At 43.0% G+C, this 13,519-nt stretch carries 12 protein-coding genes and 3 pseudogenes; 7 read left to right on the top strand and 8 right to left on the bottom strand.

Translation table 11 applies throughout. The features are described from left to right. Nucleotides 1-29: 29 nt before the first annotated feature. From GQR42_RS07295 to ribD, 7 genes and pseudogenes are all read right to left on the bottom strand, one after another. A pseudogene (locus tag GQR42_RS07295) lies at nucleotides 30-1,130 on the bottom strand (RNA-guided endonuclease InsQ/TnpB family protein); the annotation flags it as partial. A gap of 76 nt (nucleotides 1,131-1,206) precedes the next feature. Beyond that, nucleotides 1,207-1,473: a helix-turn-helix domain-containing protein gene (locus GQR42_RS29875; protein ID WP_158199458.1), complete on the bottom strand. Its 267-nt coding sequence runs from the start codon at nucleotides 1,471-1,473 to the stop codon at nucleotides 1,207-1,209. 32 nt (nucleotides 1,474-1,505) lie between these two features. After that, nucleotides 1,506-1,907, bottom strand: a complete 402-nt coding sequence (locus GQR42_RS07285) for a 4a-hydroxytetrahydrobiopterin dehydratase (protein WP_158199457.1) — start codon at nucleotides 1,905-1,907, stop codon at nucleotides 1,506-1,508. 60 nt (nucleotides 1,908-1,967) lie between these two features. After that, nucleotides 1,968-3,470 carry a DEAD/DEAH box helicase gene (locus GQR42_RS07280; protein ID WP_158199456.1) on the bottom strand — a complete coding sequence of 501 codons (1,503 nt, stop codon included), beginning with the start codon at nucleotides 3,468-3,470 and terminating at the stop codon, nucleotides 1,968-1,970. A gap of 208 nt (nucleotides 3,471-3,678) precedes the next feature. Continuing rightward, entirely contained in the window at nucleotides 3,679-5,652 is a 1,974-nt protein-coding gene (gene htpG / locus GQR42_RS07275; protein WP_158202419.1) for a molecular chaperone HtpG, read from the bottom strand. Between the two features lie 58 nt (nucleotides 5,653-5,710). Continuing rightward, complete coding sequence (locus GQR42_RS07270; protein ID WP_158199455.1) at nucleotides 5,711-5,905, bottom strand: hypothetical protein; 195 nt, start codon at nucleotides 5,903-5,905, stop codon at nucleotides 5,711-5,713. Continuing rightward, nucleotides 5,895-6,992, bottom strand: a complete 1,098-nt coding sequence (ribD, locus tag GQR42_RS07265) for a bifunctional diaminohydroxyphosphoribosylaminopyrimidine deaminase/5-amino-6-(5-phosphoribosylamino)uracil reductase RibD (RefSeq protein ID WP_158199454.1) — start codon at nucleotides 6,990-6,992, stop codon at nucleotides 5,895-5,897. Before ribD ends, GQR42_RS07270 begins: the two co-directional genes overlap by 11 nt. Before the next feature lie 537 nt (nucleotides 6,993-7,529). On the opposite strand from ribD, the gene GQR42_RS07260 reads away from it, so the two are divergent. The 6 genes and pseudogenes from GQR42_RS07260 (at nucleotide 7,530) to GQR42_RS07235 (ending at nucleotide 12,294) form a co-directional block, all read left to right on the top strand. Continuing rightward, complete coding sequence (locus GQR42_RS07260) at nucleotides 7,530-7,880, top strand: hypothetical protein (protein ID WP_158202418.1); 351 nt, start codon at nucleotides 7,530-7,532, stop codon at nucleotides 7,878-7,880. Between the two features lie 79 nt (nucleotides 7,881-7,959). Then, on the top strand, nucleotides 7,960-9,471 hold the full coding sequence (gene ycf46 / locus GQR42_RS07255) for a stress-responsive protein Ycf46 (protein WP_158199453.1): 1,512 nt from the start codon (nucleotides 7,960-7,962) through the stop codon (nucleotides 9,469-9,471). 135 nt (nucleotides 9,472-9,606) lie between these two features. Further along, nucleotides 9,607-9,960 (top strand): DUF1257 domain-containing protein, encoded by a 354-nt coding sequence (locus tag GQR42_RS07250; RefSeq protein ID WP_002731874.1) that lies wholly within the window; start codon nucleotides 9,607-9,609, stop codon nucleotides 9,958-9,960. A 101-nt stretch (nucleotides 9,961-10,061) separates the two neighbouring features. Then, nucleotides 10,062-10,718, top strand: a complete 657-nt coding sequence (locus GQR42_RS07245; RefSeq protein WP_158199452.1) for a class I SAM-dependent methyltransferase — start codon at nucleotides 10,062-10,064, stop codon at nucleotides 10,716-10,718. A gap of 135 nt (nucleotides 10,719-10,853) precedes the next feature. Further along, nucleotides 10,854-11,009 (top strand): annotated as a pseudogene (locus GQR42_RS28445) (tryptophan--tRNA ligase); the annotation flags it as partial. 235 nt (nucleotides 11,010-11,244) lie between these two features. Continuing rightward, a complete protein-coding gene (locus GQR42_RS07235) occupies nucleotides 11,245-12,294 on the top strand; it encodes a DNA-methyltransferase (protein WP_158199451.1) in 1,050 nt (349 codons plus the stop codon). Here GQR42_RS07235 and GQR42_RS07230 read toward each other — a convergent pair. Beyond that, nucleotides 12,291-12,881: pseudogene (locus GQR42_RS07230) on the bottom strand (ScaI family restriction endonuclease). The gene GQR42_RS07235 and the pseudogene GQR42_RS07230 overlap by 4 nt on opposite strands. A gap of 396 nt (nucleotides 12,882-13,277) precedes the next feature. On the opposite strand from GQR42_RS07230, the gene psb34 reads away from it, so the two are divergent. Then, entirely contained in the window at nucleotides 13,278-13,457 is a 180-nt protein-coding gene (gene psb34, locus GQR42_RS07225; RefSeq protein ID WP_158199450.1) for a photosystem II assembly protein Psb34, read from the top strand. Nucleotides 13,458-13,519: the final 62 nt, after the last annotated feature.

Genomic DNA, 13,519 nt, shown 5'->3' with positions numbered 1-13,519 from the left:
CCTTTTGTTGGCGTTGACACTCCCGTTGTCTAAAGGCGTGGGGATTCTTCATTCACAGGGAGATGCCTGGCAAAAGCAGTGCCTTTACTTGGTCTTACTCTCCCTCCAGAAGCAGTAGCGGTATGCCCTACCGCCAAAATTCGTAAACCTTCATCTCGAATATTCTTAGCGGCATTGATGTCTCTATCGTGGGTTTCTCTACACTTAGGACATTGCCAACTACGAATATCTAAGCTTAAACTATCAACACAATTTAAGCAGTTACTACAAGTCTTAGAGCTAGGAAAGAATCTATCTACTTCCATATAGATTTTTCCTTCCCATTCAGCTTTGTATTTTAACATGGTACAGAATTGACCCCAACCAACATCACTAATTGATTTGGCTAGTTTAGGGTTTTTGACCATGTTTCTGACTGCCAGATTTTCTACCACTATGACTTGGTTTTTGTCAACTAATTTACGACTTAGTTTGTGCAGAAAATCTTCACGACAACGAACGATTTTAGAGTGAACTTTAGCCACTTTAACTCTAGCTTTATTTCGGTTGTTAGACCCTTTTTGCTGGCGACTAAGTTTCTTTTGTCTCCTCGCTAATCTTTGTTCGTACTTACGATAGTATTTAGGATTCCCGTGTTTAGTCCCATCTGATGTAATAGCAAAATGGGTTAGTCCAACATCTATCCCGATAGCTTTTCCTTCTGATGATTTTTGGGGTAAATCCTTGCCATCATCATAGAGACAAGATGCGAAATATTCTCCTGATGGATTAACTGAAACCGTAACAGACTTTAAGTCTCCCTCTGGTTGCCGTGAAACTTGGCAATAGACTGCACCAATTTTAGGCAATACCAAAACATCATTTTTTAACTTACAGTGCTGAGGAAATCTAATCGACTGCCTATTTTGCTTTTTCTTGAAGTTAGGATATTTAGCTCTACCTTCAAAAAAGTTAAGGAAAGCACTAGAAAGATTTAAAGCTGCTTGTTGTAATACCTGCGATGGTACTTCGCTTAACCACTCATACTCTTTTTTTAGGGAAGGCAGCAGCTTAATTATTTCGTCTCTGCTTAATCCTTTTCCAGTTTGCTTGTAAGTTTCAGATGTTAAGTTTAGGGACTTGCGTGGGAATAATATCCCAGCTTTGAAAATCGCTCTGTAGAAGAATCAGACCAGCCAGATGGCACATTATCAAAGCGCAAGTCCCTTAGCTGCAGGGGTTCTCGAAGGCTCTCCCCCTACTTGGGGTGATCAGCAAACCCCCTCCGCGCGGAGGGCGCAAGCTTTGCGCCCCTACAGTAACGGATTTTGTCCACAATGTAGGGGCGAACTGCGTTCGCCCAAAAGGTACATTATCAAAGCGCAAGTCCCTTAGAGCGTAATTGTAAAACCATCTAGCACAGCCAAACGACTTGGCAAGCAAAACTGATTGCTCACTGGTCGGATAGATTCTGTACTTGAATGCTTTTAACATCTTACTTACCAAACTAGATTTACTATGGTAAGCTATTTAGCTAGAAATGTCAAGCCGTCCTCCGCTACGCTAAAGGACGGGGTTTTAGACCCAAATTTTCGATAAATATCATCGGTACGGGCAGCCATGATAAAGTCATTTTGATGTAATCCGCCCACGTCATGGGTCCACCAAGAAACGGTAACTTTGCCCCATTCTGTCAATAAAGCGGGGTGATGGCCTTCTTTTTCCGCTGCTTCTCCCACGGCATTAGTAAAGGCGATTGCCCCTTGAAAATTGGCAAATTTATAGAGTTTTTGCAGACGGGGAATACCCTCGTATTCTAAGAGATTCCAATCGGTAATTTTAGCCTGTAAAGCGGTAATTTCCTCGGCAGTGATAGGAGAAGAACCCGATTGACAAGGTTGACATTTTTGTTGGGCAAGTTCGGTCATAGGGGTATCAATCTAGATTTTTTATCTTTATTATAGATGAAAATCCCCCAGAGAAATTTTTTATTCTTCCTCTGACTCTGGAGAACTCACCCAAGGGGTAGAAGATTCGGCAGCTTTCGGGAAAGAAAAAGATTTTTTCGGAGGAGAAGGCAATAATTCCAATTGTCGATTACCGGTTTTATAGCTAGTTTTATTTTTCTGCTCTCCCCGTCGTCGTTGGGAGGTTTTTTCCTCCGTCGTATTTTCGGCTATCACTTCATACAAAATCGCCCGTTTATCCTCTTGTTGGCCTTTTCTTAAAACCCGTCCCAAACGCTGAATATATTCCCTAGTGGAACCGGTTCCCGATAAAATAATCGCGATGCGTGCTTCCGGCACATCAACCCCTTCATTAAGAACATGGGAAGTCACCAGAATTTTGTATTCTCCCTGACGAAAATGGGTCAGGATTTCATGGCGTTCTTTCACGGGAGTTTGATGGGTTATGGCAGGTATTAAAAAGCTCTCGGAAATGCGGTAAACTGTGGCATTATCGTTGGTAAAAATTAAAATTGCTTCCGGATAGTGTTCACAGATTAACTCGGCTAAAACCCGCAATTTTCCCTGAGTTCCGGAGGATATTTCCTTCGACTCCCGGTGCGCTAACATCGCCCGGCGCCCTTCGCTACTTCTGGCACTAATCATGACAAAATTTTGCCAACCATCTAAACCAGACAAACTGAGATTATTTTTTCTTAAAAAATCATTGCGAATTTTAATTGCTTCTTGATATTTTTCCTGTTCTTTGGCAGATAGTTTCACTTTAATTTGAATTATTTCATGATCCGCTAGGGCTTTTCCTGACAAGTCTTGGGGACTTTTTTGATAAACAATTGCACCGATAAGATAATCTAAATCTTGATGACTACCATCACCGCGATCCGGTGTTGCTGTTAAGCCTAAACGATAGGGTGCGATCGAATCTTCCGCTATTTTCCGAAAGAAATCCGATGGTAAATGATGACATTCATCAAAAATCAAAAAAGCGTAACGATTGCCAAGAGTTTCTGAATAAATTGCCGCACTTTGATAGGTGGCGATTAAAATAGCACTATTATCCTTAGAACCTCCCCCTAATAATCCCACCTCGGCATCGGGAAAAGCCGCCAACATCTGGGCATACCACTGGTGCATTAAATCAATAGTCGGCACGATAATTAAGGTGCTGCGGGGAGTCGATTGTAGAGCTAATTGGGCAAGATAGGTTTTACCGGCAGCGGTGGGAAGGACGATGACACCTCTTCTCTGGGATTTTTTCCAAGCGATTAACGCTTCAGTTTGGTGGGGGTAGGGTTCCCGTTCAAAACTGGCAATTAATTCTAAATTGTTGAAAGCTTTTGCTTCATCTTGGAAGTTAATGCCCTCCTCCTGTAGGGTTTCCACGAGAGGACGATAATGAATGGCCAAAATGCGAAATCTTTCTATACGATCATCCCAAGTGGCAAAATCTAGCCATTTTTTCCCTTTTGGTGGTGGATGGAGAATTAAGGTTCCTCGCTCATATTTGAGGGTGGGTAAGCGCATTTTTCAGTTATCAGTAAACAGTAAACAGTAAACAGTAAACAGTAAACAGTATAAGTGAACTGAAAACTTACATCTGATAACTGATAACTTATTCAAGGCTGACGGCGGCAAGATAGCTTATCGCTAGATCATATTGATCAGGTTAAAAAAATAGAGTGTGAATTAACACACTCTCAGCATATCGGAACAGCTAAAGTTTGGCAATAGATTAAATCTTTTCGGTTAGCTTAGTCAGAACGCGATTGGAACGTTCCACAAAAGCTTGCATTCCCTCGGCATCAAATCCTTTTTGAGCGATTAAAGCTAAATCATAAACGTGCTGACAGAGCATTTTCGCTAATTGCGCCGATGGAGATTCGCCACTACCGGTAACAATACTTCCCTGACTAATCTGGACAATCTGTTGAATTAAGGGATGATTAGTATTAATCATCAGAATATGTTCTTCGGGGAAAGCCATGGCTTTTTGTTGCATCATTGCCGTCATTTCCTGTAAGCGTCGCATCGCTTCTGGAAGTAAGACAATTGCCGGGGGAGTACCTTGGGGATCATCAGATTTCAAGGCTTCAGTTTTGATATTGATGCGGGAATTATCGAGAGCTTTGGCGAAGATTTCTTTGATTAATTCAGCCCGGGTTTTATTACTACCGGGATCGATAATTTCACTAGCTTGATCCTGTTCGAGCAGCGTCGAGTCTAATTCAGAATCAACCCGGGTGAATTTCACATCGGAGTATTCTCTTTCTAGGAAAGGAATAAAGTAATTAGTATCGATGAAAGAATCAAAGAAAAGGATTTCTAGCCCTTGATTTTTGTAGAGTTCAACGTAGGTGGATTGGCTACGAGGATCGGTACAGTAAAAAACTCGATTTTCGTGGCGTTCTTTATGGCGTTCTAGGTAGGCTTTGAGAGTAGTATAACCTTCCTGTTCGATCGCTTCTAGGGGAGTTTTTGCCGTTGTTTCTTGCCATGTGTCACCTTCGGCGGTTTGCACTTCCACTTGTACCGAAGTTTCTGGGGTTTTGTAGGTAGTGCGATAGATTAAAATATCTTCTACCTGCTGTTTAAATTTATCCTCTTTTAAGGAACCAAATTTAATAAAAGTTCCCACATCTTCCCAACAACGAATATATTCTTTTGCGTCTTCGTTGTAGAGAGATTTGAGGCGATCAGCAATTTTTTTGGCAATAAAATCGGCAATACGGCGAACGGTGCGATCTTTGGTTAAAGCACTTCGAGACACATTTAAAGGAATATCTGGACTATCGATAACTCCTCGCAAGGGGATCAGGAAATCGGGGATAATCTCCTCACAGTGATCGCTGACAAAAACCTGATTACAGAATAACTTTAATTGTCCTTTTGAGACATCTACATCCGGTCTGAGTTTGGGAAAATAAAGAATGCCATTGAGCAAGAAAGGATAATCGGTATTCAGATGTACCCAGAGTAAAGGTTCTTCTTGGAAAGGGTAAAGATAACGATAGAATTCTAGGTAGTCTTCTTTAGTCAGATTTTGAGAAGATTCTTTCCATAAAGCCCGTTGTTGATTAATCACTTCCCCATCAATTTTAATGGGAACGGGCATAAAATCTGAGTAGGTTTTGACTAACTGGCGAATGCGGGCAGGTTCTAAATATTCCCCTTCCTCATCCATTAAAGTTAGGGTGATAGTCGTGCCGATTTGGCTGCGGGAAGAATCGGTTAATTCAAACTCGGGAGAACCATCACAGCACCAATGGACAGGGGTAGCACCTTCCTGATAAGAAAGAGTATCAATTTCTACCTTTTTAGCCACCATAAATGCCGAATAAAAACCTAGGCCAAAATGACCGATTAAATCCTTGGCTGATTTTTGGTATTTAGTGATAAATTCTTCCGCACTGGAAAAGGCAACTTGGTTAATATATTTCTTGATTTCTTCCCCCGTCATCCCGATACCATTATCGGTAATTGATAGGGTACGATTTTCTTTATCGATGGCGAGATTAATTTCTGGTTCGGGGACTTCTCCTCTCGCTTCTCCTGCTAAGGAAGCCATTTTTAATTTCGAGATAGCATCCACACTATTAGATATCAATTCCCGCAGAAAAATTTCATGGTCAGTGTAGAGAGATTTTTTGATAATAGGGAAGATATTCTCGGTATGAATCGTGATATTACCTTTTTCTAGTACCGTCATACGTTCAATCACTAAGGGCTTGACTATTCTAACTTTTTTATTCTGCTCGATGATGGCACTATTGATCACAGAGCGATTGCCCGACTTCTTCTAGGGGGATAACCGTACCGATAAACGGAGTTGACGGCAGCGGGGCGATTTCTAGAACTCGATCGCAAAAATCAGGGGTAATTGCCAGATTATCGGGGTTATTTAGCACTTTTTGACTTTTGCAAGGCGATTGAGCCAGAATTGCAGTAGCTCTAGTTTTCACTTTGCAGATATCCCTCAATCAAAATATCGGGATTGAGATAATTAACCGTGATATTTTCTAACTGTAAAGCTTGGCTCATTAACTGGAAACCTAAATCACCCACGGCAGTAGGTGCATTAATTCCCCCGATGATTTTGGGCGCAATAAAAGCGATAATTTTTTGTACCATGCCCTCAGCGATCGCTGCTGCACTTAAACCGCCGCCGCACTCCCACAAAACCTGACAAAATCCCCTCTGATAAAGATTTTCCATCACTAAAGTGGGTGTCACCGCGGTTAGTTCGATCACTTCCACGCCTTTTGTTAATAATTGTTGCTTAAGCTTGACATTAGAATCAATTTGTGTATAGACAAGCGTGGGAAATTGACTGGTATCCCAAAGATGGGCGGAGGGGGGTAAATCGAGCGATCGAGTCATGACTACGCGCAGGGGATTATGATCGGAGAGGCCGTGAGTGGTTAGGTGGGGATTATCTTGACGGACGGTGCTACCGCCGACGATAATCGCATCACAGGCTGATCGCAGTTGATGGACTATTTGGCGAGAAGCGGGGCTAGTAATCCAAGTGCTATGACCGCTAGTAGCGGCAATTTTGCCATCGAGAGTCATGGCATATTTGAGGATACCGAAGGGTTTTTTAGCGGTGATGCGATGGATAAAACCCTGATTGAGTTGACGACATTCGGACTCCTCCACTCCCACCAGCGTCTCGATGCCTGCCGATTCTAATCTTTCAATGCCTTTCCCCGCCACCAATGGATTAGGATCGATCATCCCTACCACCACTTTTTTAATGCCTGCTTGCACAATTGCCTCGCTACAGGGGGGAGTACGTCCATAGTGGTTACAGGGTTCAAGATTGACGTATAAAGTGGCACCACGCGCTTTTTCTGCTGCCTGTCTCAGGGCGAAAACTTCTGCATGGGGTTGTCCGGCCCCCGGGTGAAACCCTTCGCCGATAATTATACCCTCTTGAACGATCACAGAACCAACCAAAGGATTAGGAGAAGTCCGCCCCAAGCCTTGCCTAGCAAGGGTTAGACATCTTTGCATCATTTTGCGATCTAATTCCGTTGCCCGGGCCATTGTTTATTTCTGCAAATTAGGGGGGACTTTTCAGTGATCAGTAAACAGTAAACAGTTATCAGTGAGAATTATAAATTAGGCGTTGCTGATTTGCTGATTTGAGATATGAATCTTCTTTTCTGGTATTTTTAAAACCTAGAGCCAAACTAACTTTTGCACGGGAACCTGCACAGTTGGCATTCATACCTTGATTCAGCAACGCCGCCAATCCGATAGCTTGCGGTATTGACAAATGAGGTAGATGCTCTGAAGCTATGCACGACCACTGCTTGAGATATTTGTTGTTTAGCATTGTCTTTCGCTATGCTCCTCTAAATCTCTAGCTTGATTTTCTCACCAAGAGTGTGTGACTACTCACCTCTTTGTAATAAACCTACACCTGTAAGCTCCCTTCTCCCCTCTCTCCTTCTCCCCCACTCCCCCAACAATTGTAAAGAAATATTACAATTATGCCGTTATAACAGCTTACCATCTTGACAGTAGGGAAAGACAGTGGTTATAGTAGAGACACATACCCGGGTAAACCAATTTAGTGATATGCAAGACAAGCAAAAAGTCACACTGTACCTTCCCCCTGGAGTCCATCGTCAACTAAAAATAAGAGCCGCAATCGATGAAGAATCGATGTCAGGGCTGGTGGAGAAAGCGATCGCTTTTTACCTGAAATACCCCGAAAAGGTAGAAGAAATCGAAGCCGCCGCCTACGGCAAAACCTATCAGGTTCATGTCTGTCCCGAGTGTGATGCCGCATTAGTAATGAAAGAAGATCGGCTAAGGTCGATCAAACGCCAGCCCGCAATAGTCGGCGATGAGTTCCCGCTCGAAGTTCCCGAAACCGTTGGGGTCCAAGCAACCGCGGAGGGAGAAGCAGCCTTAGTTCCCTGCTAAACTCTCAGTAGCCGAACAAGGCATCTACAGCCATCAGCCGCCCAAGGTCAAAACCGTTACCACAAATAGGGTCGATGTTATGAAAGAAGAGCTAGAAATTCTCGTCAAGGCTCAGTACCCCCTGATTTACCTCGTCACCTCCGAGGAGGAAAGGGCGGAAGAAGCCATCAGCAAAATAGCCCAACTAAATACACAACATCGACGGGTGTTTGTCTGGACTGTCACCCACGGCATGATCGAACAGGGTCAACCGCGCCAAACCAGTCAACATAATACCGTGTCGCCAGAAGCGGCGATCGAATGGGTAGTGCGTCAACGGGAAGCGGGCATCTACATCTTCAAAGACCTGCATCCGTTCATCACTTCTGCTCCTGTCACTCGCTGGTTAAGAGATGCGATCGCCAGCTTTAAAGGAACTGAGAAAATCATTATTTTAATGTCTCCCCTGCAAGAAGTCCCCATAGAACTAGAGAAAGACGTGGTAGTTCTAGATTTTCCCCTGCCGGACATGGGAGAATTAGACGAAGTTCTTTCCCAACACCTGAGCAAAAATAAAAATCGTCGTACCACCACAGAGGTCCGGGAAAAACTCCTGAAAGCGGCCTTGGGCTTAACCAAAGATGAAGCCGAAAAAGTTTACCGCAAAGCCTACGTCAAAGCGAACAAATTGACGGAAGATGAGGTAGAAATCGTCCTTTCCGAGAAAAAACAACTAATTCGCCGCAACGGAATTTTAGAATACGTTGAAGAAGACGAGACCATCAATGCCGTCGGCGGTCTGGAAGAACTAAAAAAATGGTTAAAACAGCGCTCAAACGCCTTTACAGAAAGAGCCAGAGGTTACGGACTCCCCCAACCGAAAGGGATGCTAATCTTAGGAGTACCGGGCTGTGGTAAGTCCTTAATCGCTAAAACCACCTCGCGCCTCTGGGGTTTACCGCTCCTGCGCTTAGATATGGGACGGGTTTATGATGGTTCCATGGTGGGACGGTCCGAGGCCAACCTGCGTAATGCCCTAAAAACTGCCGAATCCATCTCTCCGGCCATTCTTTTCATCGATGAATTAGATAAAGCTTTTGCCGGTGGCACAGGATCCGCCGATTCCGATGGGGGAACCTCTAGCCGCATCTTCGGCTCCTTCCTGACTTGGATGCAGGAAAAAACCTCGCCCGTCTTCGTCATGGCCACAGCTAACCGGATTGAACGGCTACCGGGGGAATTTCTCCGCAAGGGGCGCTTCGATGAAATCTTCTTTGTCGATTTGCCCAATTCCGAAGAAAGACAAGATATCTTTAATATTCACCTGACTAAACGACGCTCCGACATTTCTCGCTTCGATTTGGAGCAGTTAGCCAAGGTATCCGATGGGTTTTCCGGTGCGGAAATAGAACAGGCGCTGATTGCCGCCATGTATGAGGCCTTCGCCCAAGAACGCGAATTCACGCAATTAGACATTATTGCGGCGATTAAGGCGACTCTGCCCCTATCTCGCACCATGACCGAACAGGTAACTGCCCTGCGTGATTGGGCCAGACAACGCGCCCGACCTGCTTCGGCCTCCGTCGCTGAGTACCAGCGATTGGAGTTCTAACAGACTTTCGCCCGGTCCCAACGGGATGAAAGGCTAGTTCTCAGGGACTAGCAATGCCTCGAAAAGCCGCTTGGCGGCACTCTTTAACTCTCAATCTGTTGTTGTTAATTCTTAATCTACAAAGAGGAAATTCCAATGTCTCATTTCAGCACTCTCCGGACCAAAATCACCGATGCCGAAATCCTCAAAGCTTCTCTCCGCGACCTCGGCATTAGCGTTAAAACCGAAGCTGATGTTCGTGGTTACAACGGTCAACGGGTTCGCTCCGACATCGTTGCTGTTCTCGATGGCGAATATGATCTCGGTTGGTCCCGCAATACCGACGGCAGTTTCGATTTAATCGCTGACCTCTGGGGTGTAGCCAAAAAACACAATCAAACCGAATTGATCAACTCGATCAACCAAAAATACGCTGTGAACAAAACCCTATCCGAAGTGAAACAGCGCGGTCTGCAAAACGCTAACGTTAAGCTAGTCGTTCAAAGCTAAGATTTACAGCGCGTTCCCAAGCCTAGGGGTTGACCAGTTCGGTTAACCCTTTTTTCTGTCTGCGATGCTCTGTTAAGAATAGTAAAATTAACTTGACAAAAATGCTCCGACCCGAAGAAAGAACTAAACTCGATCCGACCAAAGACAGCGATTTTTATGCTTTTCCCCGCTTTGTCACCCACGTGGATCAGGGTTTTATCGATCGATTAACCGCTCTCTACCGAGAGATATTATCGCCGAATACGCGCATTTTAGACCTAATGAGCAGCTGGGTGTCCCATTTACCGGAGGAGATGGAATTTGAGCAGATCGAAGGTCACGGGATGAATGGGGAGGAGTTAGCCAAAAATCCCCGCTTGCATAGTTATTTTGTCCAAGACCTCAATGCCCAGCCAAAATTGCCCCTAGAGGACAGTTCTTTTGACGCGGTGTTAATCACGGTGTCGGTGCAGTATTTGCAGTATCCAGAGGCGATTTTTGCGGAACTGTATCGCATTTTAAGGCCTAATGGTCTGGTGGTGGTCAGTTTTTCCAATCGAATGTTTTATCAAAAAGCGATCGCTGCTTGGCGCGATAATAGCGATTTAGGCCGGGTGGCGTTAGTGAAATCCTATTTTAAATCGGTGGCGGGATTTAGGGAAGTACAGGCGATCGTTCGTCCTGCTACTACCCCCAGTTTCCTACAAATGTTAGGAATTATGGTCGCTGATCCCTTCTATGCAGTGATAGGAAAAAAAGAATCCTCTCTAGGATTATAATCACCGTTAACACTCATAGGGCTATTCCCACAATACCTATGTTGACCAACCAGCGCCTAGACCATTCTAAGCAATCCCTGATTAACGGATCTGTTAGACTCTAACGGGGAACTCGTAGCTACAAGATCAGCGATAGCACTGAAACCTATTCAGGAAAAATACGCCCAAATTAGAGAGGATAAAGATTATTTAGCCACGGTTTTGCGGCTAGGTCGTCTCAAAGCAGCAGCGGTAGCCAATCAAACTCTCGATCGAGTCAAAAATGCCCTGGGTTATTTACCACCATTTTAGGGATAATTTTCGTGTGCATCTCCTAATTATCAATCTACTCAGTTGAGATTTTTCAAGGAAAACTCGCTGCTTTATCAGTCAATCTTTAACTCTTGGTGGGGTTCTACCTCCCCATCCAGGGTAAGGGAAGGAGAATGATTACAAAAGTTATTAAATTAAGCACAACTCCAGTGATATATTGGTAAAATAAGGGCATAATTGAAACTATCAAAATACTTACCTGTCCTTTGAAATTATGGTTGTAGAGTCCCAGGGGAAACAAAAAAAACTATCGTCTAGGGAAGATGAGTCTCGTCCAATTGCCAGCAAGGAACAAAACTCTTATCTAGCAGAGGGAATTGTTGATCATCAATCAACTCAGATTGCTCCTTCCTCCTTACTACAGCCATTTTCTCCAGAGTTAGAAAAAGATAGAGCCAACAAATTTAATTCTCTTAAAGAAATTCTGGTTAGTCATCTTGGTCAACCTTTTTACTCGGACAACGGCTTTATTCTTTATCAAGGAGATGCCACAGACTTTTTGTCTAAACTATCTCATAGTGACATAAAAATTGACCTCACTGTTACATCACCACCTTATAATATTGGCAAAGAATATGAACGAGTTCTTTCAATCAATGACTATGTTGATTGGTGTGCTAATTGGCTGCGTCAAATTTATCAGATTACTCAAGATAACGGTGCTTTTTGGCTAAATGTTGGTTATTTAGAAGTACCAGAAAAGGGATTATGTGTTCCGATTCCCTATCTTCTTTGGGATAAGTCTCCCTTTTATCTTTTACAAGAAATTGTCTGGAAATATGGGGCAGGTGTTTCTACAAAAAATCGTCTTAGTCCTCGCAATGAAAAATGGCTTTTTTATCTCAAAAATTGCCAAGAATATACTTTTAACTTAGATAATATTCGTGACCCTAACGTTAAGTATCCCAATCAAAAGAAAAATGGTAAATATCGTTGTAATCCCCTCGGTAAAAATCCTTCTGATGTGTGGGAAGTTCCTAAAGTCACTACAGGAGAAAAGCGTAGTTCTAAGGAAAGAACCGGACATCCCGCACAATTTCCTTTAGCAATTGTCGAGAGAATTATACAAGCTTCATCTAATCCCGTAGAAATAATTCTTGATCCCTTTGCTGGGTCTTGTTCCACGGGAATAGCGGCCTTGGGATTAGGAAGAATTTTTGTGGGGTTTGAAATTCGACAAGACTATTGCGAGATAGCTGCAGAGAGATTTAAAAGATTTAAAAAAGAAAGAAGCAATACTTATATTCAAGAATCATTATTCTAGATTTTTCGATGCAATTGGAGTAATTTATAATTTTCTACGTCAGAGGAAAGACGCGATTGTTGACCTGTAGCTGCCTTTTGCCCAATCCAATCCCCAGAATCAATCCAACCGAAACGAATTAGTTTAATCTGAGGATTAGTAGTATTAGAAAATTTCTCAAAGTTAACTGCTAAATAGTATCCAGACTTACCTTTTTTGCTGTTATTAGAATTTTGAGCATAGCTTCTATTGCCCTATATATGTCTAGGATCAGAGGAGGTTTTGACTTCAATTGAAAAAAAGTCATCAGGTATATAGACAATATCTTTATCAGATCTACTGATATCTCCTCTCCAGAGATCGGGATATTTTGCTTTTAGTTCTAAAGGAATTAACTCATGAAGTAGAAAACCCATAATTTGAGGTTTAGGGAAGATATCCCTACCAATTCTAAAACCTTTTGTACCTAACTGAGAATTAAAAATTGATTGCCAAGATGTTAAAACAACATCAACAATTGCATCCGTAGATAGGGGATGTCTTTCCACAAGTCCTTGGGTGATAGATAACCAATTACTAGGAGAGACATCTGCATAGGGAGAATTCATCTATAGTTTTTTTCCAGTGTTATTAAATACAGCAACTAATATTAACGCAACCACCTACCCCTATCCCAACACCTAATACTAAATTCTGTTTAAAAGGTATAGGAGAGTGGGGAGCGCCGGAGCAGGGAGCAGGGAAAAACAATCGATAACTTGGGAGTTAATCATAGTATTAAAAACGGATTTGGTATGATTAGCCTTTTTAAACTTGTTTTCGCAGTTTCAATCATTGGAAATGCGATCGCCAATAAAAATAGCAGAGTCCAGCAGTTATCCCAAGACTAAGAATTGTTATCCCCGTGAGAATTTCCAACATCCCCGACTTGGTTACTAATATGTTGTACTATTGTAACAGAAGGATTTTTTTCCTGAAAAATTGTCATATTTGAGGTTTTGATTATGCCTTATACAAACGAAGAAGGTGGACGCTTAAATAATTTCGCCGCTGAACCGAAAGTTTATCAAGCGGCTCCACCCACTAAATCGCAACAACGTAATTATATTTTCTGGGGTGTTGCTGCGATCACACTTGTCGGTGGACTGTTAGCCGTCGCTTTTTACGCATCTCAAGCTGGCTAAAATTTAGTCCCTCGTAGTTGCGATTTAGCCCCTTTCACTCCTCTTTAGCGCTAACATCACAA

The organism is Microcystis aeruginosa FD4 (assembly GCF_009792235.1).
In the GTDB taxonomy this organism is placed as follows: domain Bacteria; phylum Cyanobacteriota; class Cyanobacteriia; order Cyanobacteriales; family Microcystaceae; genus Microcystis; species Microcystis viridis.
Note: the sequence above shows the minus strand (reverse complement) of the source record. Positions and strands in the feature narration are given on the sequence as shown.

Excerpts from the sequence above, each read along its gene's own strand:
- GQR42_RS07245 (WP_158199452.1), top strand. The coding sequence starts at position 10,062 with ATGCTCCGACCCGAAGAAAGAACTAAACTCGATCCGACCAAAGACAGC.
- psb34 (WP_158199450.1), top strand. The coding sequence starts at position 13,278 with ATGCCTTATACAAACGAAGAAGGTGGACGCTTAAATAATTTCGCCGCT.
- ribD (WP_158199454.1), bottom strand. The coding sequence starts at position 6,992 with ATGGCCCGGGCAACGGAATTAGATCGCAAAATGATGCAAAGATGTCTA.
- GQR42_RS07285 (WP_158199457.1), bottom strand. The coding sequence starts at position 1,907 with ATGACCGAACTTGCCCAACAAAAATGTCAACCTTGTCAATCGGGTTCT.
- GQR42_RS07260 (WP_158202418.1), top strand. The coding sequence starts at position 7,530 with ATGCAAGACAAGCAAAAAGTCACACTGTACCTTCCCCCTGGAGTCCAT.
- htpG (WP_158202419.1), bottom strand. The coding sequence starts at position 5,652 with ATGACGGTACTAGAAAAAGGTAATATCACGATTCATACCGAGAATATC.
- GQR42_RS07250 (WP_002731874.1), top strand. The coding sequence starts at position 9,607 with ATGTCTCATTTCAGCACTCTCCGGACCAAAATCACCGATGCCGAAATC.
- GQR42_RS07280 (WP_158199456.1), bottom strand. The coding sequence starts at position 3,470 with ATGCGCTTACCCACCCTCAAATATGAGCGAGGAACCTTAATTCTCCAT.
- ycf46 (WP_158199453.1), top strand. The coding sequence starts at position 7,960 with ATGAAAGAAGAGCTAGAAATTCTCGTCAAGGCTCAGTACCCCCTGATT.
- GQR42_RS29875 (WP_158199458.1), bottom strand. The coding sequence starts at position 1,473 with ATGTTAAAAGCATTCAAGTACAGAATCTATCCGACCAGTGAGCAATCA.
- GQR42_RS07235 (WP_158199451.1), top strand. The coding sequence starts at position 11,245 with ATGGTTGTAGAGTCCCAGGGGAAACAAAAAAAACTATCGTCTAGGGAA.